The 24007-nt window shown below is 70.7% G+C and carries 17 protein-coding genes; 3 read left to right on the top strand and 14 right to left on the bottom strand.

Annotated elements, in window-relative coordinates; translation table 11 throughout:
* Positions 1-67: 67 nt before the first annotated feature.
* Positions 68-2374, bottom strand: a complete 2307-nt coding sequence (locus tag C503_RS0104710; RefSeq protein ID WP_018681054.1) for an ATP-binding cassette domain-containing protein — start codon at positions 2372-2374, stop codon at positions 68-70.
* A gap of 663 nt (positions 2375-3037) precedes the next feature.
* Here C503_RS0104710 and C503_RS37870 point away from each other — a divergent pair.
* Entirely contained in the window at positions 3038-3709 is a 672-nt protein-coding gene (locus tag C503_RS37870) for a response regulator transcription factor (protein ID WP_018681053.1), read from the top strand.
* Between the two features lie 13 nt (positions 3710-3722).
* Here C503_RS37870 and C503_RS0104700 read toward each other — a convergent pair whose 3' ends face one another.
* The 13 genes from C503_RS0104700 to C503_RS0104640 all read right to left on the bottom strand — a co-directional run bounded on the left by C503_RS0104700 (position 3723) and on the right by C503_RS0104640 (position 20404).
* A complete protein-coding gene (locus C503_RS0104700; protein ID WP_018681052.1) occupies positions 3723-5078 on the bottom strand; it encodes an FAD-dependent oxidoreductase in 1356 nt (451 codons plus the stop codon).
* The gene (locus C503_RS0104695) at positions 5071-9348 is read right to left on the bottom strand and encodes a non-ribosomal peptide synthetase family protein (protein WP_211222310.1); all 4278 of its coding nucleotides are present in this window, start codon (positions 9346-9348) and stop codon (positions 5071-5073) included. The genes C503_RS0104700 and C503_RS0104695 overlap by 8 nt, the downstream gene beginning before the upstream one ends.
* Positions 9349-9373: 25 nt before the next feature.
* Complete coding sequence (locus C503_RS0104690) at positions 9374-11167, bottom strand: non-ribosomal peptide synthetase (protein WP_018681050.1); 1794 nt, start codon at positions 11165-11167, stop codon at positions 9374-9376.
* Positions 11164-12054, bottom strand: coding sequence for an alpha/beta hydrolase (locus C503_RS0104685; protein WP_018681049.1), 891 nt, complete (start codon positions 12052-12054; stop codon positions 11164-11166). Before C503_RS0104685 ends, C503_RS0104690 begins: the two co-directional genes overlap by 4 nt.
* The gene (locus tag C503_RS0104680; protein ID WP_018681048.1) at positions 12047-13102 is read right to left on the bottom strand and encodes a methyltransferase; all 1056 of its coding nucleotides are present in this window, start codon (positions 13100-13102) and stop codon (positions 12047-12049) included. The genes C503_RS0104685 and C503_RS0104680 overlap by 8 nt, the downstream gene beginning before the upstream one ends.
* 114 nt (positions 13103-13216) lie before the next feature.
* A complete protein-coding gene (locus C503_RS0104675) occupies positions 13217-14002 on the bottom strand; it encodes a tryptophan 2,3-dioxygenase (RefSeq protein ID WP_018681047.1) in 786 nt (261 codons plus the stop codon).
* Positions 13999-15207: an aminotransferase class V-fold PLP-dependent enzyme gene (locus C503_RS0104670; RefSeq protein WP_018681046.1), complete on the bottom strand. Its 1209-nt coding sequence runs from the start codon at positions 15205-15207 to the stop codon at positions 13999-14001. The genes C503_RS0104675 and C503_RS0104670 overlap by 4 nt, the downstream gene beginning before the upstream one ends.
* Positions 15204-16040 carry a phenazine biosynthesis protein PhzF gene (locus C503_RS0104665; protein WP_156892954.1) on the bottom strand — a complete coding sequence of 279 codons (837 nt, stop codon included), beginning with the start codon at positions 16038-16040 and terminating at the stop codon, positions 15204-15206. Before C503_RS0104665 ends, C503_RS0104670 begins: the two co-directional genes overlap by 4 nt.
* Entirely contained in the window at positions 16031-16924 is an 894-nt protein-coding gene (locus C503_RS0104660; protein WP_018681044.1) for an LLM class flavin-dependent oxidoreductase, read from the bottom strand. The genes C503_RS0104665 and C503_RS0104660 overlap by 10 nt, the downstream gene beginning before the upstream one ends.
* On the bottom strand, positions 16921-17802 hold the full coding sequence (locus C503_RS0104655) for an L-tyrosine 3-hydroxylase (protein ID WP_211222309.1): 882 nt from the start codon (positions 17800-17802) through the stop codon (positions 16921-16923). The genes C503_RS0104660 and C503_RS0104655 overlap by 4 nt, the downstream gene beginning before the upstream one ends.
* The gene (locus tag C503_RS0104650; protein ID WP_018681042.1) at positions 17799-18263 is read right to left on the bottom strand and encodes a VOC family protein; all 465 of its coding nucleotides are present in this window, start codon (positions 18261-18263) and stop codon (positions 17799-17801) included. The genes C503_RS0104655 and C503_RS0104650 overlap by 4 nt, the downstream gene beginning before the upstream one ends.
* 183 nt (positions 18264-18446) lie before the next feature.
* Positions 18447-19601 carry an MFS transporter gene (locus C503_RS0104645; protein WP_033400240.1) on the bottom strand — a complete coding sequence of 385 codons (1155 nt, stop codon included), beginning with the start codon at positions 19599-19601 and terminating at the stop codon, positions 18447-18449.
* Between the two features lie 23 nt (positions 19602-19624).
* On the bottom strand, positions 19625-20404 hold the full coding sequence (locus tag C503_RS0104640) for a VOC family protein (RefSeq protein ID WP_018681040.1): 780 nt from the start codon (positions 20402-20404) through the stop codon (positions 19625-19627).
* Between the two features lie 219 nt (positions 20405-20623).
* Here C503_RS0104640 and C503_RS0104635 point away from each other — a divergent pair, with 219 nt between their 5' ends.
* Both C503_RS0104635 and C503_RS0104630 read left to right on the top strand, forming a co-directional pair.
* Positions 20624-22141, top strand: a complete 1518-nt coding sequence (locus C503_RS0104635; RefSeq protein ID WP_018681038.1) for an FAD-binding protein — start codon at positions 20624-20626, stop codon at positions 22139-22141.
* A 36-nt stretch (positions 22142-22177) separates the two neighbouring features.
* Positions 22178-23989 (top strand): gamma-glutamyltransferase family protein, encoded by a 1812-nt coding sequence (locus C503_RS0104630; protein ID WP_018681037.1) that lies wholly within the window; start codon positions 22178-22180, stop codon positions 23987-23989.
* Positions 23990-24007 lie beyond the last annotated feature (18 nt).

The following is a 24007-nucleotide window of genomic DNA, read 5'->3' as shown; positions in this document are numbered from 1 at the left end:
GAATCGGACATGGCCGCGTCGCGATCGCTGGGGACGCCTGCCGACTAGTGGTGCGGCCGGGACAGTGTCAGTGGCGTTCCTTGGCGAGGTAGCGGCCGGTCAGGCTGTCCTCATGGGTGGCCAGCTCGGCGGGCGTGCCCTCGAAGATGACCCGGCCGCCCTCGGTGCCCGCGCCGGGCCCCAGGTCGATGACCCAGTCGGCGACCTGCACGACATCCAGGTCATGTTCGATGACGATCACCGTGTTGCCCGCCTCGATGATCCGGTCGAACAGGTCGACCAGGTGGCGGACGTCGGCCATGTGCAGCCCGGACGTGGGCTCGTCGAACACGAACACCCGGCCGTGGTCGGTGAGCCTGCTGGCCAGCTTCACGCGTTGACGCTCTCCGCCGGAGAGTTCCGACAACGAACGGCCGAGGGTGAGATAGCCGAGGCCGACATCGAGGAATGCCTTCAACCGGTCCGTGACGGTCTCGTCGGAGAACGTGTCGACGGCCTCCTCGATGGTGGTCTCCAGGACGTCCGCTATCGACTGACCGTTCACCAGGTACTTCAACACCTCGGGGTCGTAGCGGCGGCCCGCGCAGGTCTCGCAGGTGACCGTGACCGGGTCCAGGTAGGCCATGTCGTTGGTGATCGTGCCCCGCCCCTTGCAGGTGGGGCAGGCACCCTCGGCGTTGAAGCTGAACAGGCCGGGTTTGACGTCGTGTGCACGGGCGAAGCGCTGGCGGATGTGGTCCCAGATCTTGGCGTAGGTCGCCGGGGTGGAACGCGGGTTGAGGCCCACGGCGCTCTGGTCAATGACGACCGTGCCCGGATGCTGGCGCGGCAGGACCCGGGTGGCCAGCGAGCTCTTGCCCGAGCCCGCCACGCCCGTGACCACCGTCAGCACACCCACCGGGAAGTCGACGTTCACGTTGCGCAGGTTGTGCAGGTTGGCCTTGCGCACCACCAGATGTTCGGTGAACGAGCGCGGTGTGCGTTCCGGGATCGGCCGACGCAGCTCCGTACCGGTGGCCGTGTCGCTCTTGGTCAGCGCGGCCGGGGTGCCCTCGAACGTGACCCGGCCGCCGCGCGCACCCGCGCCAGGGCCGATGTCGATGACGTGGTCGGCCGCCTCGATGACAGCACGGTTGTGCTCCACCACGAGGACGATGTTTCCCTTGTCCCGCAACTGATACAGCAGGGTGATCAGCCGTTCCACATCGCGCGGGTGCAGGCCGACGCTGGGCTCGTCGAACACATAGGTCATACCGGTGAGGCTGGACCCGAGGTGCCGCACGGTCTTGAGCCGCTGCCCCTCGCCGCCGGAGAGGCTCACCGACGTACGGTCGAGCGACAGGTAGCCCAACCCGACCTCGTCCATTCGTCGCAGCGCGGCCAGCGGCGGTTGGAGCACCGAGGTCTCGCCGATCGTCTTCTCCAGACCGGTGAGCGTGTCGATCAGGTCGGTGACCTGCAGCGCGGACAGGTCGGCGATGTTGCGACCGTCTATCTTGGACTTCAGTACCGCCTTCGCCAGCCGGGTGCCACCGCACGCGCGGCACGGGCGCTGGTCCACCAGTCGCTCGACGTGCTTGCGCTCGTTGGGTTTCAGCGACTCCAGGCCGGGCTTGAGGAAGCGTCGGGTGAAGCGGTCGGCCACGCCCTCGTAGTCGTTCACCGCGATGTTGCCCATGTCGCCGGGCCGGTCGGTCTGGAAACCACCGCCGTACAGCAGGAGGTCGAGCTCGTCCTTCGTGTACTCGCCGACAGGCCGATCCGCGTCGAACAACGGCTCGCCGAGCTTCTTGTCCGGTCGCTCGACGTGGTAGTGCGCGGTCGCGTACCGCTTCCAGTAGTTCGTGCCCACCGCGAAGTTCGGATGCTGGATCGCGCCCTCGTTGAGCGACTTCGACCGGTCCAGCAACCGCTCGACGTCCACGCTGAGCACCTCGCCCAGGCCCTCGCAGTCCGGGCACATGCCGTCCGGGGCGTTGAACGAGTACGCGGTCGACTCCCCCGCGCTGGGCTTTCCGTGCCGGGAGAACAACACGCGCAGCATCGGCTGTACCTCGGTGAGCGTGCCCACCGTGGATCGGGCACTGCGGCCGAGGTTGCGCTGGTCGACCACGATCGCCGGGGCGAGGTTCTCCATCCGCTCGAAGTCGGGGCGCTCGAACTTGGGCAGCCGGTTGCGGATGAACAGCGGGAACACCTCGTTGAGCTGCCGCTGCGACTCCTTGGCGATGGTCTCGAACACCAGTGAGGACTTGCCCGAACCGGACACCCCGGTCACCACGGTCAACGCGGGCGACGGGATGCGTACCGTCACACCGGTCAGGTTGTTGGTGCGCGCGTCGTGCACGACCAGCGGCGGTCGGGCGCTGCTCACGAATGTTCCTTCCTGCCGACGGAGGACGGACCATCCCGATCATACGATCGCCTCGCGCGGGTCGCCGATCCACGGCCCCCGACCTGCTGACGTACGACATCACGGCCCGATGGCCCGAATTTCGGAGTTCCCACTCTGCACGGCGATAAACCTCTGTCAACAAGTTGCTCCGAACGAGTGACTTCACGGTTGACACGACCGGGCGACGGGCACGAAGATCACAGAAAAGCTCGGGTATTCCACGCCCAGTCCGCATGCCGGGCGGGAAGGGTGGCGCACGGGCACACCGGTGATCGACTCCGGCATCCGACCAGGCGGAGGGAGCGCGGCGATGGGCCTACCCGGCAGGACATCCGACGCGAACGCGACAGCGCACACCCTCCCGGACGAGGCGGTCAACCATCCGATCCAGCCTCGTTCTCCCGAAAACGCACGATCCTGGAAATGCGCCGCGATCAATCAGGATTCGCCCCGACAATGGCTCGATATACGGTCCACGCGCGCATTTCGCCGCCCAAGCGAAATGCCGTGCGATCACCGGTGAAAACGATACCCCGCCCGCGCCTCTCGACCTGTCCGACCGACCTACGAACAAGCAAGAAACGGAAGAGCAGGCACCGGAAGGGGACGACAGTGCTCAGCTTACGGCCCAACCTCTTAGTCGTGGCGGACTGCGAGGGGCTCGACGACACGGTCAAGGACCTGCGCAGGCACGGGTTCGCGTCCGACTCGGTGTCGACGGGGTCCGCGACCATGGCCGCCTACCGCGATTTCGACGTGGTGCTCATCGACCTCGACCTCACCGACTACGACGGTCTGACGCTGTGCCGGGAGATCCGCCTGGCCAGCGACATCCCGATGATCGGCTTCGCCTCGCTGCACGAGCTGGACCGGGTGCTGGCCCTGGAGGCGGGCTGCGACGACTGCGTGGTCAAGCCGTACCACAGCCGGGAGCTGATGGCCCGGCTCGGCGCCCTGCTGCGCCGCACGCACATGATGTCCCCGCCCGCGCTCGTGCTCGGCGCGCTGGGCATCCACCCGTCGCTGCGCGAGGTCCGGATCGGCGACCGGCCGGTGGACGTGACCCGCAAGGAGTTCGAGCTGCTGCACCTGCTGGCCAGCGAGCCCGCCAAGGTCTTCTCCCGGGCCGAGCTGCTGCGCCGGGTGTGGGAGTACGACCACGTGGACGCCGACGTGACCGCGCTGGCCAGCCGCACGATCGACACGCACGTGAGCAGCCTGCGCAAGAAGCTCGGCAGTCCGCATTGGATCGTCACGGTCCGCAGCGTCGGCTTCCGCCTGGACGACGAGGCCGTGCGCGCCGAGTCGGCGTAGCGGCCGACAACCGTCAACCCGCCCAGCGGCCGGACGCGCGGTGGCCGTGCCGGGCCGCGAACTCGGTGATGATGGCGTCCTGCTCCCGCCGGATGTCCCGCCCCCGGCACAGCGCGTCCAGCTCCGCGCCCAGCTCCCGGTGTCGATCCTGCGCCGCGTCGTACGGCGTGTCGGTGAACGCGACCATCTGGTACAGCGGCGTGTACAGCTCCGGGTGCAGCTCGTGCAGCCGCCGTTCCATGGCCCGACGCGCCAGGAAGGCGGTGCTGTTCACCTTGTCCGACAACTCCTCCAGGTTCCGCAGCGACAGGTCCGCCAGGGCGTGTCCTGATCGGACCCGCGCCTCGCTGTAGGCGGCGGCTGCCTCGATCGGCGACCCGGACCGTTCCAACAGGCCCGCGAGCGCGGCGGTGTCCTCGAAGCTGCAGTTGATGCCCTGGCCGAAGAACGGCACGACGGCGTGCGCGGCATCGCCTACCAGCACCGCGCGGCGGTGGTGGTAGGGGGCGCAGGTGACGATCCGCAGCCTGCCGGGGCAGCGGGTGGTGAGATCCGGCCCGACCCCGGCCATCCGGTCGTAGACGTCCGGGAACTCGGTGGCGCAGTAGTCGCGGGCAGCGGTGGCGGAGGGCAACTCGGAGAAGTGCCGGTCGTCCCCGGCCAGCGGTTTGAACAGGCTGGTGGTGAAGGTCCGGTCGCGGTTGGGCTGGGCCTGGAGGAAGTGGTCGCCGCGCGGCCACAGGTGCATGCCTGCCGGGTCGGCGTCGCCGTAGTCCATGGTGATCTCGGCGTGGCCGTGCTCGATCACGTCCCGGGCGACCCACAGGTCCGACGGGTGCGCCGCCGCGATGGCGCCGCGCACCGCGCTGTTCGCGCCGTCGCAGCCGACCACCAGGTCCCCGTCCACCCAGCGCGTCTCGCCCCGATCGTCGCGCAGCATGGCGGCGGGCCGAGCGGTGTCCACATCCACGCACGCGAGTCCGTAGTGGATCCGGGCGCCCGCGCGCATGGCTTGGTCACGCAGGATGTCCTGCAGGACCCGACGCGGGATGGACAGCAGGTGGTGGGCGTCCGCCGTGCCGTACGGCTGGGTGGAGATGGCACCGTCGCGGTGGTGGATGATCCGCTTCACCAGCACCGATCCCTGCAGGTAAAGGCGGCGTTTGACGGACCTGGGCAGGCAGTCCAGGCCACGCGAGGTGAGCGTGAGGTTGAACGACAGGCCGGACCCCGTGGTGCCGGACTCCGCGCCCCGCTCGAACAGGTCGACCGTCCGCCCCTGCCGCCGCAGCAGCGTGGCCAGGGCGCAGCCGACCGGGCCTGCGCCGATGATCACCACCGAGCGGACCGCCGTGCCCGGTTCAGCCATCGTGACCTCCCTGTGTCGCCCGGCCCGGCGGGACGCTGCCGAGCGCGGTGAAGTACGCGAACACGCGCCTGATCCAGTCGGTGTCCGCGTGTGGGTGCGGGCAGCCGACATCGGCCAGCGCGCGCCTGGTCTTCTCGTTGTCGAAGGTGTACGTGCCCAGCCGCAGCACGCCCTCACGCATCAGCGGCACCAGCGAGCCGAGCCCCTGACCTCGGTCTTCGGTCTCGACGCGGGCCTCAAGCGCGGCCATCCACTCGGCCTGGTCGACCGCGTGCACGTCGTGGCCGACGGACTGGATCGTGTCGATGATCGTGGGCCAGTCGAGACCGGTCGCGTGGTGCAGGTGCCAGGTCTCGTCGTCCGGTCCGCCCCGGGACAGCGCGACGATGGCGCGGGCCACGTAGTCGACCGGCAGCAGGTCGACGGCCTGGGCGTGCGCGATGTCCCTCGGGTAGCTGCCGAGCAGGGCGAAACCCTTGAGCTGGAGCCAGAAGAAGTCGTCGTGCCTGCACGCACCGGTACGGCTGTGGCCGCCGATCCGGCCGACGCGGTGCACGGTGACCGGCAGCCCGGCCCGGCGCGCGCGGGCGGCGAGCTGTTCGGCGACCCACTTGCTCTGCGAGTAGCCGATTCCCAGGGATTCCGGGTCGCCGAGGACGGTGTGCTCGGACACCAGGTCCGGTGTGGAGTCCGGCGGGAAGACGCCCAGGGTGGAGATCAGGCGCAGCGGGGTGCGGTTGACGCCGCAGAAGTCGAGCACGCGCCGCAGTCCGTCCACATTGGTGCGTTTGACTGTGTGGTAGGGAACGACGAAGTTGATGTGCGCGGCGGCGTGGTAGACCTCGCGCACGTCCCGCGCCCAGGTGTCGAACGCGTCGCCCAGGCCCAGTCGCGGGCGGGCGAGGTCGCCGAGGCAGATCTCCACCTCATCGAGCCGGTCGGGGTCGATCGCGAACTTCTCGAACGCCGCGCGGAGCCTGCCACGCGCGTCCTCGACGCTGTCGGCCCGCACCAGGCAGGCGACGCGGCTTCCGCCTGCCAGCAGTTCATCGAGGAGGTGGCTGCCGAGGAACCCGGTGGCGCCGGTCAGCAGTACCTTGTCGCCGGTCGGTTCCCGGTGTTCGGCCACGGTCAGGTCGTGCAGGTGGGCTTCGGCATAGAGGTCGGGAGCGGTGGGGTCGCGGTCGGCGAGGCTGTCGGCCATGCCGCGCACGGTGGGGGTGTTCAGCAGCGCGGACAGCGGGATGTCGGTGTCCAGGCGCTGTCTGACCAGGCGGTGCAGGCGGGCGGCCAGCAGGGAATGCCCGCCCACCAGGAAGAAGTCGTCCTCGGGGGTGGCGGGTGCCGCGCCGAGCACCTCGGTCCACAGGTCGGCGATCCGGCGTTCCGCGTCGGTCCAGTCGGCGGCCTCGATCTCCGGCTCGTCGTCGGTGAGCAGGGACTCCAACGCGCGGCGGTCGGTCTTGCCGTTCGGGGTCACCGGGAAGGTGTCGACGCGGGTGATCCGGCGCGGGATCATATAGCCGGGCAGCACACCGCCGAGTCGGGAGCACCAGTCCGCCGGAGGCTCCACATCAGACTGGACAAGGGCGTGCAAAGCCGGGTCCGTCCCGGCGGACACGACGATCACGGCGGCCGCGTCCACGCCGAGTTCCCGTTCCAGCGCGGACTCGACCTCGCCCGGCTCGACCCGGTAGCCACGGATCTTGACCTGGTCGTCCTCCCGACCCCGGTAGTGCAGCCGACCGTCCGGGGCCAGCACGACCACGTCGCCGGTCCGGTACATCAGCTGACCGGGGACGAACGGGTCGGGCAGCATGGCCTGGGCGGTCTTGTCCGGCAGGCCGAGGTATCCGGGGGACACGACCGGGCCCGCGACGCACAGCTCCCCTTCGACACCGAACGGCATCCGCCGGGCCGCTCCCCCGGCGTCGCGCAGCACGTAGGCGTCGACCCCGGCGACCACGCGGCCGATGGACGGCATGGCCTGCCAGGTGTCCGGGTCGGCCGGGAGGCGGTCCTCGCTGCACAGGTGCGCCTCGGACGGGCCGTAGGCGTTGATCAGCCGGGCCGGGCAGCGGCGGAACATGGCGCGGAGATCCTCGGTGACGACCAGCCGCTCGCCGGTCACGTAGACCTCGCGCAGGTCCGGGAGCTCCAGATCGGCCGACCGCACGACGGCGGCGAGTTCGCGGAGCGCGACATACGGGAGAAATACCCGCTCGACCCGCTGGTCTGCCAGCAGCGCGGCCAGCTCCTCGAAGTCGGTGCGGGCGGAGGCGGGCGGGATGACGAGGGTGCCGCCGGTGCACAGGGCGCCGAAGACCTCGATGGCGAAGACGTCGAAGGCGGGCGGCATGTACTGCAGCGTCCGCATCCGGCGGCCTGCGGACATCATGGCCTGGTTGTGCACCAGGTTGGCCAGCGTGGCCTCGGGCAGCACGACGCCTTTCGGGCGGCCGGTCGAACCCGAGGTGTACACGATGTACGCGGCGTCCTCGGGCGTCTTCCGTTGCCCTGCCGGAAGACCTGCCCCAGCGTCGGACGGTTCGACGATGTCCTCGGGCACGGCCATGTCCATCCCGGACCCGCGAAGGAGGATCTTCGCGCCGCAGTCCCGGAGGGTGAAGGCCAGGCGGTCCGGTGGTTGGTCGGCATCGAGGGTGACGTAGGCGCCGCCCGCGCGCAGGATGCCGAGGACCGCCACCGTCACATCGAGGCCCGGCCGCATGAGCACGGCAACCGACTGTCCATCACGGACTCCCCGGGCCACCAGGCTCGCGGCCAGTGCGTCGACTCGGTGCGACAGCTCGGCATAGGTTGTGACCGTGCCGTCGACCTCCACTGCGGAGTCCGTGCTCGACGCGTCCACAGTGGCGGCGAACAGGTCGGATGTCAGCTCGGTGCCCAGTTCGGGGGCGTCGGCGCGGCGGGCGCAGAACGTGTCGATCGCCCGCTGCTCCTCCGCACCGACCCAGGCGAGACCGTCCACCACAGTGTCCGGCCCGGTCAGGACGCTCTCCACGAGCGTGGCGAGGCGCTGGGCCAGGTAGGCCGTGAAGTCCTCGCCTGCGGGCGCTGCCGTCGCGTGCTCGATGATCAGCGCGTAGTGGTCGGGCAGCTCGTCGACGATGATCGCCAGCTCGTACTTCGCGCCGCCGGACACGTGTTCCCAGGTCCGCACACCCCAGTCGGGCAGGTCCAGGCGACGCGCGTCGGACGGCATCACGGTGATCATCGTGTTGAACACCTCGCCGGTCCCATCCGGCGCTCCCCCGGCCGCGCGGAGATCACCGACCACGGCCTCCAGCGGGGCGTGCCGATGCCGCAGCGAGTCGAGCACATCCTGCTTGACCGTGCGCAGGACGTGCCGGGCGGTGGTGTCGCGGGTCAGGCGGTGACGGAGGACGACGGAGTTGGTGAGGTGGGCGAGGACGTCGGCGTCGATGCCGTCCCGGACGGTCATGGGGACGCCGAGGAGGATGTCGTCCTGGCCGGTCTGCCGGTGCAGCAGCATGAAACACAGGGCGACGAAGAACATGCTGCTGGTGACGCCCTCCTCCCGGCAGAACTCACGCAGCCGCGCGGACACATGTTCATCGAGGACGGCCCGCTGAATCACCTGGCGCGTGGGCCCCTCACCGGGCATCCCGGCAGACGTGGCCACCGGGGCGTCGGCCAGCCGCTGCTGCCAGAAGCGGCGCGTGTCGGGATCGTCCACACGCGTCGACCAGCGCGCATAGGCCGCAGTGGCCTGGCGGGGAGCCAGGATCGGGACATCGTCGCCGTTGCGCAGCGCCGTGTACACGGCTTCCACCTGGGTCAGGTACGGCTTCCACGACATGCCGTCGAACACGCTGTGGTGGATGTCGAACACCAGCACGCTCGCGCTCTCGTCCACCAGTCGGAGGTGTCGCACGCGCGCGAGTGGACCGTCGTGCAGGTCGAACGCGGTCCCGGTGAACGCGGCCACCTGTTCGGCCACCCACGCACCCGACTCACCCACGTGATCGCACACGTCGACCATCGGTTCCAACTCGGTATGCACGACCTGCCGCAGGTCACCGTCGGCGTCCATCTCGAAGGTGGTGCGCAGCGCGACATGGGCGCGGTGCACGACGCGCAGCGCCTCGACGAGGACGTCGTGGTCGAGCAGGACTCGCGTGCGCAGCAGCAACGGCTGGTTATAGGCCGTCGGGTCCACGCCATAGGTGCTGGCGAACCACATACCCGGCTGGACAGGCGAGGCGGGCGCATATTCCCTGGTCACGGATCGTTGTCCGGTGGCGGTCATGTCAGTTCCGGGTCCGCTTGGCACGGATCAGGTCCGCGATACCGCGCGCGGTGCCCGCCCCGACGATCTCGTCCGGTCCCAACGCGACACCGACGACATCCTCCAGCCGCGCACCCAGGTCGATCAGGTGCAACGAGGTGGCGCCGGACTCGATCAGCCCGTCGTCCGCGCCGATCCCCGGCTCGCCGAGCAGCTCGGCCAGCGTGGCACGGACGGTCTCGGCGAGCCGGTCGTCGTCCTCGGTCCGGTTCGGACGGGAGGTGGTGAGCCGGTTCGCCAGCTCACGACGGTCGATCTTGCCGTTGGCGTTGAGCGGGAAGGCGTCCAGGATGGACACCAGCGACGGGACCATGTAGTCGGGCAGGTGTCCACGCAGGTGGTCGGTCAGCTCGGCCTCGGTGAGGTCGTGGTCGGGCGCCGCGACGCACCAGAGCGCGAGCCGATCGGCGGCGCCACCGCTCGACACGGCCTGGGCCACCGCGCGCCGCACCCCGGGAAGCGCCTCGGCGGTCAGCTCGACGTGTCGGGGTTCGACTCGGAAGCCGCGGACCTTGAGCAGCTGGTCGGTGCGCCCGGCGAGCACGATCTCCCCGTCCTCGGTCAGTTTGGCCAGGTCGCCGGTGCGCAGCAGCCGCGTGCCCCGGTGCCGGACGAACTTGCGGTCGGTGGTGTCCGGGTCGCCCAGGTACCCGAGCGCGACGCCGTCGCCCGCGATGCACAGCTCGCCGATCCGGCCGGGCGGGCACTCGGCGAGGGACTCGTCGCGCACGGACATCTCGACGGTCGGCACCGGCCTGCCCACCGGGATCTCGGCGTCCAGGTCCGCGGGCGTGATCTTGTGCAGCGCGGTCAGTGCGGAGTTCTCCGTGCAGCCGAAGGCGTTGAACAGGTCACCGCCCACGGCGGCGAGGGCGCGGGAGAGGTGTTCGGGCGAGGGGAAGTCGCCGCTGACGATCACCGAGCGGGTCCGGGCGAGGACGTCCGGGTGGTGCTCGACCAGCAGGTTGAACAGGCCGACGGACAGGTTGAGCACGGTGATCCGCTCGCGGTCGATCAACCGCGCGAGGTCGCCGAGCGGCGGCACCTGCTGGGGCGCGATGGTGAGCCTGCCGCCGCGCAGCAGGCACGTCCAGATGTCCGTGGTGGACGCGGCGAAGGAGGGCTGGGCCAGCTGGACGAACCGGTCGTCCGGGCCGGGGGTGTAGCCGGTGAGCGAGGCGGACACGCGGGAGATGCCTCGGTGCGCGATCACGACGCCCTTGGGCAGGCCGGTCGAGCCGGAGGTGAACAGCACGAACGCGGGCGCCTCGGGTGTGGCCCAGGACTCGACCGGGTCACCGGACCGCGAGTGCGCGGCGGCCAGCAACTCGTCGATGTCCAGGCAGGTCTCGGCCGGGATGCCGCCCACGGGCTCGGCGGAGTCGGTCACCGTCAGGACCGGTTCGGCCACGCGGAACATGCGGGCCTTGTGCTCGGCCGGGTGGCCCGGGTGGAACGGGACCACCACGAGTCCGGCCTTGAGCACGCCGAGGAACACCTGGTAGAGCGGGTGGCCGCGATCGAGGTGGACGCCGATCCGCTCCCCGGGCCGCAGCGCGCGATCCCGCAGGGCGTGGGCGATCCGGTTGGTCAGCTCGTCGAGTTCGGCGTAGGTCAGGGTCGTCACGCCGTCGGTGATGGCCTCGCGGGCGGCGTGCTCGCGCGCGGTCCGGACGAACGCGTCGGCGATCGTCTCGGTGGTGACGGCCCGGGTGGGTGCGTCCCCGAGGCGCGTGGCAGTGGCAAGGTGTTTCATCGCGCGGGTGTCACCGTCCCTTCCGGTATGTGCTGGACCCTCGGGTGTGGCACCTGGCCCAGGTGCGCCAGGCAGGCGCGGCCGAGCGGGGTTTCCGGGTCGGCCAGGTCCAGCGGCAGGTCGAAGTGGTCACGGTCGGGCACGGTCAGCGCGGTGACCGGGGACCCGGCGTCGGCCAGGTGCGCCGCGTAGGTCTCGTGTTGACGCAGGTAGGTCGGTGTCTCGTGCTGTCCGACGGCCAGCAGCACCGAGTCGCACCGGGGCGGTTCCATCCACAGTGGACTGCACGTCCTGGCGAGCACGGGGGTCAGGCCGACGGCGTCGTTGACGTAGGTGCGCGGGATCTCGGTGAGGTCGTACAGCCCGCTGAGCAGGCAGGCCCCGCGCACCCGGGGCGTGTCCGGGTCGGCGAGCGCGGCGGCGAGCAGGTGCGCGCCCGCGCTGCTGCCCGCGACGTGCAGCCGGTCCGGGTCGATGCCGAACAGCGGACCGACCTCGGCGAGCCAGGTCAGCGCCCGCCCGACCGAGGCGATCATGCCGGGCACCGTGCGCGTCGGGGCCAGCCCGTAACCCACGGCCACGAACGCGCACCCGACCGCGACCACGGGCTCCGCGGCGAAACAGGCATCGTCGATACCGGACTCCTGCCAGTGGCCGCCGTGCACGAAGACCACCGCAGGCGTCTCCGGCCCGCGCGTGCCGGGCTCGACGGCCGGGAACACGTGGCACCACTCGCCGCGCTCCATGCCGTAGCGGACGGCGAGGTGCGCGTCCAGCCGCGACCGGGCCGTGTCGCTGCGTTCCCGGTACCGGCGCAGCGTCCCGTCCGGGTCGCGAGCGACGGTGCTGGGCGAGTACTCCCGATCGAGCGAGCTGGGCTCACACATCGGGCTTGCACCCCTGGATCACGCCGTGCGGTGTCCAGCCCGCGCCGCGCACGCGGGTGATGTCGACGAACCCGGCGGCGGTGAGCCAGTCCTCGTGCTCGCGCCACTGGTAGATCGTCGAGTCCTCGGACGGCAACGTCGTGAAGTAGACGTTGTCCAGCGCGGTGTAGAGCGGGCCGCGGCCGTCGTCGTCGGCGAAGGCGTTGAACACCGCGACCCGGCCGCCGGGGCCGAGCGCCTCGTACGCCTGCTTGAGCAGGGTCTGGTTCTGCTCCGGCGACCAGATCACGAACTGGTGGGCGAACAGCACGAGGTCGAACCCGTCCGGCATCGGGTCGCCGAACATGTCGCCGACCACGACGTCGATCCGGTCGTCGAGCCCGGCCGCGGCGATGTTGTCCCGGGCCACGTCGACCGCGCCTTCCAGGTCGAACACCGTGACCCGCAGGTGCGGGTGGGCCCGGACCAGCGCGATCGCGTTGACCGCGTCACCGCCGCCGACGTCGAGCAGACGGTGCACCGAGCTGTAGTCCACTTGGTCCAACAGCACCGAATTGGACAGTTCGGACCAGGAGTTCATGCCGCGGAAGAACAGGTTCTCCAGCTCCGGAGCCTGTTCGAGGCGGGCGTAGAGGTCGTTGCCGGTGCCGGGCAGGTGCTTGAGCCCCTCGTTCTTGCCGGTCCGCAGCGACTCCGCGTACTCCTTGGCGGGCAGATAGGACAGTCGCTGCTGGAAGTCGATGATGTTGCGGATCAGCGGCCAGGTGCCCGCCTCGATCGCCGCGCGCAGCGGCTCGCCGACGGTGTAGCAGCCGTCCTCGTGCTCGGTGAGGCCGAGCGCGGTGGTGCCGAGCAGCAGCTTGCGCGCGGACTTCGCCGGTAACCGCAGTCCGGCGGCGACCTGGTCGCCGGTGGCCGGGCCGTTGAGGGTGAGGTACTCGAACAGCTGCAGTTCCGAGGCCGCGCGCAGCTGCTGGAAGGCGGCGAACCCGAACAGCGCGGGCACCAGCGGGCCGAGGTCGACGGGCCGGTCGACGGACTTGGTCACGGCGTCGCTCCCCTCGGCACGGTCGGCAGGCGGTTGCGTTGTGTCATGCAGTCGAGTTGCGTCATCACGTCCTCCGTCTTCGGTGGGTCCAGTCGGGGCTTCCTCGCAGCCGCATCAGAGTCGGGTGCGGAACGTCCACAGTTCCGGGAAGAAGCGGTGTTCGTTGATCGCGCGCAGCCACGGGGCGCCGTCGCTGCCGCCGGTGCCGTTCTTGCCGCCGAGCATCCGTTCGACCACGAGCAGGTGCGTGGAGCGCCAGCACGAGAACTGGTACGCGACCTCCAGGAGGCTCTCGGCCAGCCGGTGCGCCTGCGGGTGGTGGTCCGGGTGCCGGTAGATCTCCAACCACACGTCCTCGACCCGCGCGTCCAGCTCGTGTTGCTCGGTCGGGGGCTTCTCCACGCACTCGACCGGGACCGCGAAACCCCACCGCGCGAGCAGTGCGAGCGCCGCGTCGTAGAGGGACGGTTTGCCGAGTTCGGTGCGCAGCAGCGGGTGGCCGTCCTCCTGCACGGACTCCACCATCTGTCGTGGTCGGTTGCCCATGACGAACTCCAGCGCGCGGTAGGCGAACGACTGCACGCCGGACGCGTCGTTCAGCACGTGCCGGAACGCCACGAACTCGTCGACGGACATGCCGTTCATCGACTCCCAGCAGGCCACCAGCACCCGCTGCGTGCGGGTCGCGCGGGACAGGGCCAGGCAGGCGCCCGGGACGTCGTCGCGGTGCAGGGCCTCGCGGGCGGTGTCGAGATCGTCGGTGACGGCCCGGAACAGCAACTCCTTGACGTGGCTGAGCAGGATGAAGTTCAGCTCGCCGCGGGCGTCGCTGCGCGGGTGCTGCAACTCGTGCAACTTGTCCATGTGGGCGTAGGAGACGTATTCGGGTGTCCGGGTCATCGCAGCCCCTCCACGGAATCGGACAGCGCGCCGGTCGCGCGCCAGACCTGCTCGTGCGTCACGTACAGCGGGGCGAAGGCGATCCGGACCAGGTCGGGCGGCCGCGCGTCGACCAGCACGCCCCGCTCCAGCAACGCCGACTCGACCGCTTCGGCATCGGGGACGCGCAGGGCGAGATGTCCGCCGCGCCGTTCCGGATCGCGCGGGGAAGCCAAGCCGCGCAGCAGCTCGGGGCGGCGGTAGGCGAGGCATTCCAGGAAGTACTCGCCAAGGTCCAGGCTGCGGCGGCGCAGCTCGTGGATGCCGACGTCGAGCAGCGGGTCCAGGGCGTGATCGAGGGCGATGAGGCTGAGTAGCGGCGGCGTGCCGGTGCGGCCGCGATCAATGCCGGTGGCCGGGTCGAAGGTGGGGCCCATCTCGAACGGGCGGGCGTGGCCGTGCCAGCCGGTCAGCGGGAAGTCCACTAAGGACTGAAGGCGGTCGGGGACATAGAGGAAGGCGGGGGCGCCGGGGCCGCCGCCGAGGTACTTGTAGCCGCAGCCGATCGCCAGGTCGACCCGGGCGGCGGCCAGGTCGAGCGGCAGCACGCCCGCCGCGTGGCTGAGGTCCCACACCGAGATGGCGCCCGCGGCGTGGCAGGCCGCGGTGGTGGCGGCGATGTCACGGCGCTCGCCGGTGCGGAAGTCCACGGGGGCGGTGAGGGCGGCGGCCACCTCGGGTCCGCGCTCGCGCAGGTCGTCGTCGAAGCCCTGGCTGATCAGGAGTTCGCGGTCGAGCAGTCGGGCGACCGAGTCCGCGATGTAGAGGTCGGTGGGGAACGCGCCCGCCTCGACGAGCAGCAAGGCCCGGTCCGGGCGCAGGCGGCAGGCGGCGACCAGCGCGTTGAACAGCGTGGTGCTGGTCGTCTCGCCCGCGACGACGACCTGGCCCGGGTGGGCGCCGAGCAGCGGGGAGAGCTTGTCGCCGATCGTGCGGGGCAGGTCGAGCCAGCCGTCCTCGAACCAGGCCCGCACGTGCTTGCGCGCCCACTGCCCGGACACCACGCGGTCGAGTTCGCCGGTGAGGCTTGCCCGTGGCGGGCCGAGGGAGTTGCCGTTGAGGTGGATGACGTCGGTGGCGTACTCGCGGGCGTACCGGGAGAGCGGGTCGGCCTCGGTGCGGCGTCGCGCCTCGGTGCCCGGGTCGACATGTGCGTCCGTGGTCATAGCCTGCTCACCTCCCGGTCGTCGGTTCCCCAGATCCGCCCGGTGATCCGCACCCTGGCGGTGCCGTCGCGGACCGCGCCCACGCAGTGGAACACCGATTCGGTGCCGCGCGTGGTCACCTGGCGGACGGTGACGTCGTCGCCGGGGGCCAGGTCCAGCGCGATGGCGCCCAGCGCGGCGGCGGCCGGGAGACAGCCCGCGTCCTGCGGGATGCCGAAACCGGGGGCGAACACGCGGGCCAGCACCTCGCGCCGGTCCGGGTCCCAGCGGTAGAGGGTGAGATCCGTCAGGCCCAGCCGGTCCAGGTGGTCGGGTGCGGGCAGGGTCCGGGGATCCTCGATGACGCGGATGAAGCCGAACGCCCGCCCGACGCCACCCGCGTGCGGGATGCCGGAGTAGTCGCCGAGGGCCTCGCCCGGGAGGTTCTCGCGCACCAGCGGGCCCTCGAACGGGACCCTGACCTCGCGTCCGTCGGTCCACAGCCACTGGCAGCCGCTCTCGGCCTCCCGGCCCACATCGCCCGGGTCGAGATGACCGCCGCCGACCAGGCAGGCGGCCGTGCCCGCCAGCGAGTGCGTGCCGAACGGGGTCTCCCCCGCCGCGTTGAAGATCCGGGAGCGGTAGGTGCGCTGGTCCCGGGAGCACTCGCCGACCAGGGCGATCTCGTCGGCGCACGTGCGCCGGGCGTGCGCGGCGGCACCCTCTGCGCCCTCTGCGCCCTCTGCGCCCTCTGCGCCCTCGACAGAGTCCGCCGGGTCGTCCGGGACGAGCACGTCCAGCGCGCTCCCCCGGCCCGGCGCGGTGCCGAACATGTCCACTGTGGTCACTCGCATGCGGTGCCTGCCAGGTGCTTCTCGGCGAAGTCCGCGATGACCTGCTCGTCGCCCGGGAAGGGCGGGTCCGGGCGGGGCCAGTGCACGACCAGGTCGGTGATGCCCGCCGCGCCCAGCTCGGCCGTCGCGTCCTCGTAGGCGGTCAGGGACGTGGTCACCCCGCCGACCGCGCCGTCGGCCAGCAGCAGCCGGTGCAGCGTGGCCGGGTCGCGGCCGACCCGCTCGCAGGCCGCGTCGACCGCGCGCATCTGCTCGCGCAGCAACGGGACGACCTCGCGGAACGGTCGGGGCTCGAAGTCGTTGGGCGGCCCGGAGGTGACCCAGTACTGCCCGAACCGGGCGGCCAACGCCATGCCGCGCGGCCCGGTGGCGGCGACCGCGAACGGCAGCCGCGGCCCGTCACCGGCGCGCGGGTGGAAGGTGACACCGGCTGCGGTGTACCACTCGGACGATCGGTCCACGTCGCCATGGGCGAGCAGCACGTCCAGCAGGGTCACGAACGCCTCGAACCGGTCGGTGCGCTGCCGAGGCTCCAGCTCCGGACCGCCCAGGATCCGCGCGTCGTGGCCGGGCGCGCCCGCGCCCAGACCGCAGATCAGCCTGCCGTCGGCGATGTCGTCCACGGTGGCCAGATCCTTGGCCAGCGCGACCGGGTGCCGGAAGTTCGGGGTGGCCACGAGCATGCCGAGGCCGATCGTGCCGGTCGCGCCCGCCGCCGCGGTGAGCGTGGGGATCGAGCCGTACCAGGGGCGGTCGGCGAACCAGCGCCACATCAGGTGGTCGTAGGTCCAGGCGTGGTGGTAGCCGAACCGCTCGGCGGCCCGCCACCGGTCGGCGGCCACCTTCCAGCGGTGTTCGGGCAGCAACACGATGCCGTGCCTCATGAGCGTGCTTCCTCCAACCGCATCTCCGACACCAGCCGGGTCGCCCGGCTCAACGTCCGCACCACGCCGTCGACCAGTGGTCTCATCGGGGTGCCGGACCATGCGGTGACGACCGGGTGATGGTGTCCGTCCACCTCGGGGTAAAGGCCGTTGTGCCGCAGGTCCGCGGCCAGCTCGACGATCCGCGAGTCCAGTTGGGCCACCAGCTCGGCCTGGCTCACCGGGCGTCGCACGGTCAGGAAGAAGTTGTCGTAGAGGTCTTCCTTCTCCCGCGACACGCTCACCCCGGGCGCGCCCGCGGACTGCTGGAGCAGGGAACGGCCGTCCGGCACCAGGTGGTCGGCGATGTGGCTGTGCGTCGTACCGTTGCGCGCGACCGCCTCGCCCAGGGCTCGGCAGGCCGGGGCGTCCAGCCAGGGGACCTTGCCCCGGAACAGGCGGCGGATCGGCCGGTAGTCCGGTGCCCACGCACCGCTGAAGGACGGGTGCTGCAACGCCATGAGCACGCGGATGTTGGTGTGGTAGTGGTCACGTGGGACGGTCGAGGAGTAGAGCAGCATGGCGCTGTAGCTGTCGACGCAGGCCGCCAGCATGTCCAGCTCGCGTTCGGACGGTACGTCGTCGGGGTGGTGCCAGACCACGTCGTGCATGGCCCGCCACAGCATGAAAGAGATCTGGTGCCCGGCGATCCAGCGGTACCAGAACAGCGGCTGCGGGTCGACGGGCGTCGTGCCGAACACGTCGTACTCCTGGCACGTCCGCTCGCCGGTGGTGTGGTCGTCGGTGTGGTCCGTCGAGGACTCGAAGGGGGCGCCGGTCGGCGGCAGGAACAGCAGCCGCGCCTGCAACACCGGCCGACATCCGGGTTCCGCGCTCACGCTCCTCCTCCCGGGAAGTAGACGAACTCCAGCTCCAGGCCGTTGGGATCGAGCACGTACAGGCTCTGCATGCCGTCGGCGTCGGTGACGATGTCCGATGGCGGCTCCTCGCGAGCCCAGCGGACCTCGGTGCGCTCGTGGGCGCGCAGCCACTGCTCGCGCAGCTCGACCAGGTCCTCGGGGCGTTCCACGGTGATGCCCACGTGCTGGTACTGGTAGCCGAGCGGGTCCGGGTCGCGCCTGCTGTGGCCGTCCCGGTCGAACACGTGCAGCCGGACGTCCCCGCGCCGCAGCTCGACCAGCCGCCGGATACCGGGCAGCCGGGCGCGGGTGAGCGGCGAGAACTCCTCCAGTGTCCATTCCACCGTGGTGCCCAGGAATTCCCGGTACCACCGGACGGTGGCGTCCACGTCGTCCGTCTGAATCGCGAGGTGGTTGAAATTCGGTGCGATGTCCAGCATCGGATGCCCTTCCGTCGCGAGCGCGTTCGGCCTGGTTTCGCTTTCCCAGCCGCGCTCTCGGTGCGGAGTGGGAGCTGTCGGCCCGGCCATTTCATGATCTCCGGTCAGACGCTCCCTGGACAATCAGACAATGCACAAGGAACTCTTAAATTGTCGTCAGAGGACCCTCGCCATAATTTCGCGTCACGATTTCGGCGATATGGTTTCGGATCGGCGGAGATCGGGTACCAGGGTGGCCAGACCGACCAGGGCCATGCCCGCCCCGATCCACAGTGGCGCGGCCAGGCCGAGGCCTGCGCCGATCCCGAGGCCGCCCAGCCAGGGACCGACGACGACGCCGACGTTGATGGCGGACCCGTTGACCGTGTTGACCAGCGCGCCCGCGTTGGACACCGACATCACCCTGGCGGCCAGGGCCGGGTTGAGCGGCAGGCCGATCAGGCCGAGCAGGACGGTCGCGATGACCGTCGGCGGCTGGTGGGCGACGGTGAGCGCGAACCCGGCGAGGATGAGCGTCACGGCGGTCAGGCCGCCGACGAGGATGGGACGCGGGTATCTGTCCGCGAACCGGCCGACGATCGTGTTGCCCACGACGGTGGCGATGCCGTAGACGGCGAACAGGACCGGCACGGTGGCGGGCGTGAAGTGGGCGGCGTCGGTGTAGATGAGGGACAGGTAGGTGAATCCGGCGACGACCGCGCCGATGACCAGGGCGTTGGTCGCGTACGCGCCCCACAGCCGTGGCGAGCGGAAAACCCGCAGTTCCGCCCGCAGGTCCAGAGTCTCGGTGTCGCCGCCTGCCGGGACGAGCGCTGCCACGGCGACCACGCAGACGACCGCCAGCGCGTCGACCACCCAGAAGCTGGTCCGCCAGTCGGCGTGCTGCTCGATGAACGTCGCCACCGGCAGGCCCACGACCTGCGCCACCATGATCCCGCCGTACAGCACGGACATCGCCCGCCCGCGCCGCTCCACGCCGACCAGCCGCACGCACACCGCCGCGCCGACGCCGAAGAACGCCGACGCGGCCAGCGCGGTGATCACCCGCGCCACGACCAGCACCCAGTAGCCCGGGGCCAGCGCGCCGAGCGTCTGACCGGCGACGAACACCACCAACAGCCACAGCAGGGCCGTCTTCTGCGGTGTCCGGGACAGGGCGATGGTCAGCAGCGGGCCGCCGACGACCATGCCCACGGCGTAGACCGAGACGAGGAAGCCGACGGCCGACACGGACACCCCGAGGTCGGCGGAGATGCCCGGGATCAGCCCGGCGACCATGATCTCGGCGGTATTGAGGCAGAACACCCCCACGCCGAGCACGTACACGGCCACCGGCATGGGCATGGCCGTCCGGCCCGGGGTCACGCGGTCCCGGCGGTCGCGAAGGCGCTCCACCGGTTGCCGACCGGGTCGGTGAACTGGCCGATCACCAGTCCGTTGCCGTCCGGGAACGGGTCAAGCACGCGCTTGCCGCCCGCCGCTTCGCAGCGTTCCAGCAGCGTGGACACGTCGGGCACGCGCAGGCCGGGGATGGCGTAGTCGGTGCTGCCGGGCATGGTGGACAGGTCGAGCAGACCACCGATGGGTTCGTCCGAGGCGGCGGGGAGGATGTTGTAGTACGTGACCCCCTCGGCCGCCTCGTCGCGTTCGTAGGTCCAACCGAAGGACTCGGTGTAGAACGTCCGCGTGGCCGCGACATCGGTCGTGCCGATCTCGAACCAGGCCAGCGCGTTCTGCGCGGCCGTGGTGGTCCAGCGGGTGAGATCCGGGTGGTCGGCGGCGGGTTCGAGCAGGCCGACGCGGTTGCCCCGCACGTCGGTGAGCACCGCGTGCCGGTCGCCCGCAGGGGTGCGGCGGGCCGGTTCCACGACGGCGGCACCGGCCGACTCCAGCCTCGGAATCGCCGCGTCCAGGTCCGCGCAGACCACGCTGAACGCCAACGCGTCCCGGTCTCCCGCGCGGAGAACTCCCATGCCCCAGCCCGCGTCCGGCGCGGTGACCAGCTGGTAGTCGTCGGTGCCATCGACCGGGCCGAAAGCCCAGTGCAGGAGGTGCTCGTAGAAGTCCTTACCGCGCACCGGATCGGTGGCGACCAGGTCGAACCAGCCCACGACCGGCGCGCGTGCGCCCGTGTTGCCCATGATTGCTCCTTCCCAGACGACAGGGACCTCAACCATGGTCATCGTGGCGCTCGACCGCCGCAACTCCACCGTCTTCAGGGACTTCTGACACTGATTTGCGATTCCTCTGAGTGCGTTGGGCCGCCCTCGCCGGTTATGTTCGGGTGGCGAACCGATCATTCCGTTGCACGGTAGTGGATTTCCCTGCTGCCGAACGAGACACGGACGACGGGAGAATAGATGACCAACCGCCCGGATTCCGCAGGCAGCACCGCGACCGTGGCGTTCGACCCCACCGAGCGCACCTGGGTCACCGACACCGCGAACGACACCTCGTTCGCCGCCGCTCCCCCACTGGACGGCGAGCTCCTGGTGGACGAGGCCGCACGGCACGCGGTCGCCACCGATCTCGGCAACATCACCACGCGGGTCCCGTGCGCGGTGCTCCGGCCGCGTTCCGCGCAGGACATCGCCGCCATGGTCCGGTTCTGCGCCACCCACGGCATCCCCGTGTCGACCAGAGGCGCCGCGCACACCACGCTCGGCCAGGGCCTGTCCGCCGGTCTGCTCATCGAGAACCGGTCGCTGAACCGCATCCACTCGCTAGGCCCGGACACCGCCGAGGTCGACGCCGGGATCCTGTGGCAGGACCTGGTCGACACGGCGTTCGCCCACTCGCCCCGGCTCACCCCGCCCGCGATCACCGGCTACACCTCGCTGACCGTCGGCGGCACGCTCTCCGTGGGCGGTCTCGGCGGCCTGGTCGGCGCCCTGCGCACCGGCCTGCAGGTCGACCACGTGCGCGAGCTGGAGGTGGTCACCGGCACCGGCACCATCGAGCGCTGCTCGCCCGAGCGCAAGCCCGACCTGTTCGAGGCCGTGCTGGGCGGGCTCGGCCAGTGCGGCATCATCACCAAGGCGGTGATCGACCTCGTCCCCGCGAAGGAACGCGCCCGCACGTATGTGTTGGGCTATACCGACAACGCCGCGTTCTTCCAGGACATGAACACGCTCATCGAGCGCCCCGAGATCGACCACGTCTACGCCGAGCTGTATCCACAAGGGACAGAACCGTCCCACAAGCTCTACGCCACGACCTTTTACGATCCCGCCACCCCACCCCGCAATTACGATCCCACCACCCCACCCGGCGAATACGATCCCACCACCCCACCCGAGGACACCGTGGCGACGGCGGGTCTGACCACGGAACCGGTCGTCGACGACACCGGCTATCTCGACTACGTGCACTCGATCGACCGACTCGTGGACGGCATGCGCGAGACCGTGGAGTGGGACCGCCTCCGCAAGCCCTGGTACGACGTCTGGCTGTCCGGCGCGGTCATGCAGGACTACGTCGCCGAGGTCCACGACACGCTGACGCCGCGCGACATCGGCCCCTACGGCATCAGCCTGATCTACCCGCAGCGGCGTGACCGCATCACCCGGCCGCTGCCCCCGCTGCCGGAGGCGAACGGGTCGCCGTGGGTGTACGTGCTGGACATCAACACCGTGTCCGAGACCCCGGAGGCCGACCCGGCGTTCGTCGACGAGATGCTCGACCGCAACGACCGCCTGTTCGCCCGCGCCCGCGACGAGTACGGAGCCGTGCTCTACCCCATCGGCTCGCTCCGCTTCACCCCGGCGGACTGGCGCGCGCACTACGGCGACAGGTGGGAAGCCTTCCAGGCCGCGAAGAACCGCTACGACCCGGGCGCCGTGCTCACCCCCGGCCCCGGCATCTTCCAGGACGGGTAAGCCCGTTCCCGATCACGCCGACCCGGGAGTAGCCACATGCTGCCATCCAAACCCGAACTCACCGGAACCACCGGCGGCGTCGCCACCACCCACTGGCTGGCCTCCGCCGCAGGCATGCGAATCCTCGCCGACGGCGGCAACGCCTTCGACGCCGCCGTCGCCGCCGGATTCGTCCTCCAGGTGGTCGAACCCCACTTCAACGGCCCCGGCGGCGACGTCTCCATCGTCGCCCACCGCGCGGGCCGCGACGACGTCCAAGCCATCTGCGGCCAAGGCCCCATGCCCCGGGCCGCGAGCATCCAGGCGTTCCACGCCCTGGACCTGACCGCCATCCCGGGCTCCGGCCTCCTCCCGGCCCCAGTCCCCGGCGCCTTCGGCGGTTGGCTACGCCTCCTCGCCGAGTTCGGCACCATGCGCCTGGCCGACGTGCTGGAACCCGCGATCGGCTACGCGGAACACGGTTTCCCCTTGCTGCCCGAGTCCGCCCGCGCCATCGAGGTGCTGGCCCCGCTCTTCCGCGAGGAATGGCACGGCTCCGCCCAGACCTATCTCCACGGCGGAACCGCCCCCACCACAGGCAGCCGCTTCCGCAACCCCACTCTCGCCCACACCTACCAACAGCTCATCAAGACCGCCGAGTCCGCGTCGTCCGACCGCGAAACCCAGATCCAGGCCGCCCACGACGCCTTCTACCGGGGCTTCGTGGCCGACGAGATCGCCGACTTCCTCGCCTCCGGCCCGATGCTCGACGCCACCGGAAGGCGCCACCACGCCTTCCTGACCGCCGACGACCTGGCGGCCTGGGAGCCCACGGTGGCGACGGCACCGAGCCACGCCTACGGCCCTTACCAGGCGTTCAAGCCCGGCCCGTGGTCCCAGGGCCCGGTCTTCCTCCAGCAGATTGCGCTACTGGACGGCTTCGACGTGGCAGGCATGGGCGCGGGCACCGCCGACTACCTGCACACCGTGGCCGAGTGCACCAAACTCGCCATGGCCGACCGCGAGGCCTGGTACGGCGACCCGGACTTCACCGAGGTCCCCTTGGCCACCCTCCTCGACGAGACGTACACCCGCGAACGCCGCGACCTCGTCGGCCCCCGCGCCGACCTGAGCCTGCGACCCGGCAAGCCCAACGGGCGCACCCCATTCCTGCCCGCCCTGTCCGAACCGGCCTACGAGGAACCCGACACGGAGTGGATGGCCCAACTCCGCAGCGGCCTACCCACCATCCTGCCCACGCTCCTCAAGGCCACCACGGCAAAGACGGACACGTGCACGGTCACGGCCGTCGACCGCCACGGCAACCTGGTGGCCGCAACCCCCAGCGGCGGTTGGCTGAAGAGTTCACCGGCGATCGGCGCCCTCGGTTTCCCGCTGGGCACCCGGGGCCAGTCGATGTTTCTCGTGGACGGTCACCCCAACTCCCTGGCCCCCGGCAAGCGCCCCCGCACCACCCTCAGCCCCACCGTGGTCCTGCGGGACGGAAACCCGTTCATCGCCTTCGGCACCCCCGGCGGCGACCGCCAGGACCAGTGGACCCTCCAGTTCTTCCTCAACGTCGCCGACTTCGGCATGGACCTGCAGAGCGCCACCGAGACCACGATCTTCCACACCGACCAGGTCCCCGCCTCCTTCACCCCGCACGCCTTCCGCCCTGGCGTCCTGGTAGCGGAGGAGACGATCGACCCGGCAGTGGCGGCGGAGCTGGAACGGCGCGGCCACCAGGTCGAACTGGTCCCCGAATACACCCTGAGCCGAGTCTGCGCCACCGGCTTCACCCCGGACGGGGATTTCGTCCGCGCGGCCGCCAGCCCACGCGGCAAGCACGCCTACGCCATCTGTTCCTAGTGGTGCCCACTCCCCCTG

Origin of the sequence: Actinokineospora enzanensis DSM 44649 (assembly GCF_000374445.1) — a bacterium.
Lineage (GTDB): Bacteria > Actinomycetota > Actinomycetes > Mycobacteriales > Pseudonocardiaceae > Actinokineospora > Actinokineospora enzanensis.
The sequence above is the reverse complement of the archived record's forward strand: the minus strand, read 5'-3'. Positions and strand labels throughout refer to the sequence as shown.

Bases quoted from the DNA above. Each gene is read 5' to 3' on its own strand.
- C503_RS0104675 (WP_018681047.1), bottom strand. From the start codon at position 14,002: ATGACCCGGACACCCGAATACGTCTCCTACGCCCACATGGACAAGTTG.
- C503_RS0104635 (WP_018681038.1), top strand. From the start codon at position 20,624: ATGACCAACCGCCCGGATTCCGCAGGCAGCACCGCGACCGTGGCGTTC.
- C503_RS0104660 (WP_018681044.1), bottom strand. From the start codon at position 16,924: ATGAGGCACGGCATCGTGTTGCTGCCCGAACACCGCTGGAAGGTGGCC.
- C503_RS0104650 (WP_018681042.1), bottom strand. From the start codon at position 18,263: ATGCTGGACATCGCACCGAATTTCAACCACCTCGCGATTCAGACGGAC.
- C503_RS0104630 (WP_018681037.1), top strand. From the start codon at position 22,178: ATGCTGCCATCCAAACCCGAACTCACCGGAACCACCGGCGGCGTCGCC.
- C503_RS0104700 (WP_018681052.1), bottom strand. From the start codon at position 5,078: ATGGCTGAACCGGGCACGGCGGTCCGCTCGGTGGTGATCATCGGCGCA.
- C503_RS0104665 (WP_156892954.1), bottom strand. From the start codon at position 16,040: ATGCGAGTGACCACAGTGGACATGTTCGGCACCGCGCCGGGCCGGGGG.
- C503_RS0104645 (WP_033400240.1), bottom strand. From the start codon at position 19,601: ATGCCGGTGGCCGTGTACGTGCTCGGCGTGGGGGTGTTCTGCCTCAAT.
- C503_RS0104640 (WP_018681040.1), bottom strand. From the start codon at position 20,404: ATGGGCAACACGGGCGCACGCGCGCCGGTCGTGGGCTGGTTCGACCTG.
- C503_RS0104685 (WP_018681049.1), bottom strand. From the start codon at position 12,054: ATGTGTGAGCCCAGCTCGCTCGATCGGGAGTACTCGCCCAGCACCGTC.
- C503_RS0104690 (WP_018681050.1), bottom strand. From the start codon at position 11,167: ATGAAACACCTTGCCACTGCCACGCGCCTCGGGGACGCACCCACCCGG.
- C503_RS0104670 (WP_018681046.1), bottom strand. From the start codon at position 15,207: ATGACCACGGACGCACATGTCGACCCGGGCACCGAGGCGCGACGCCGC.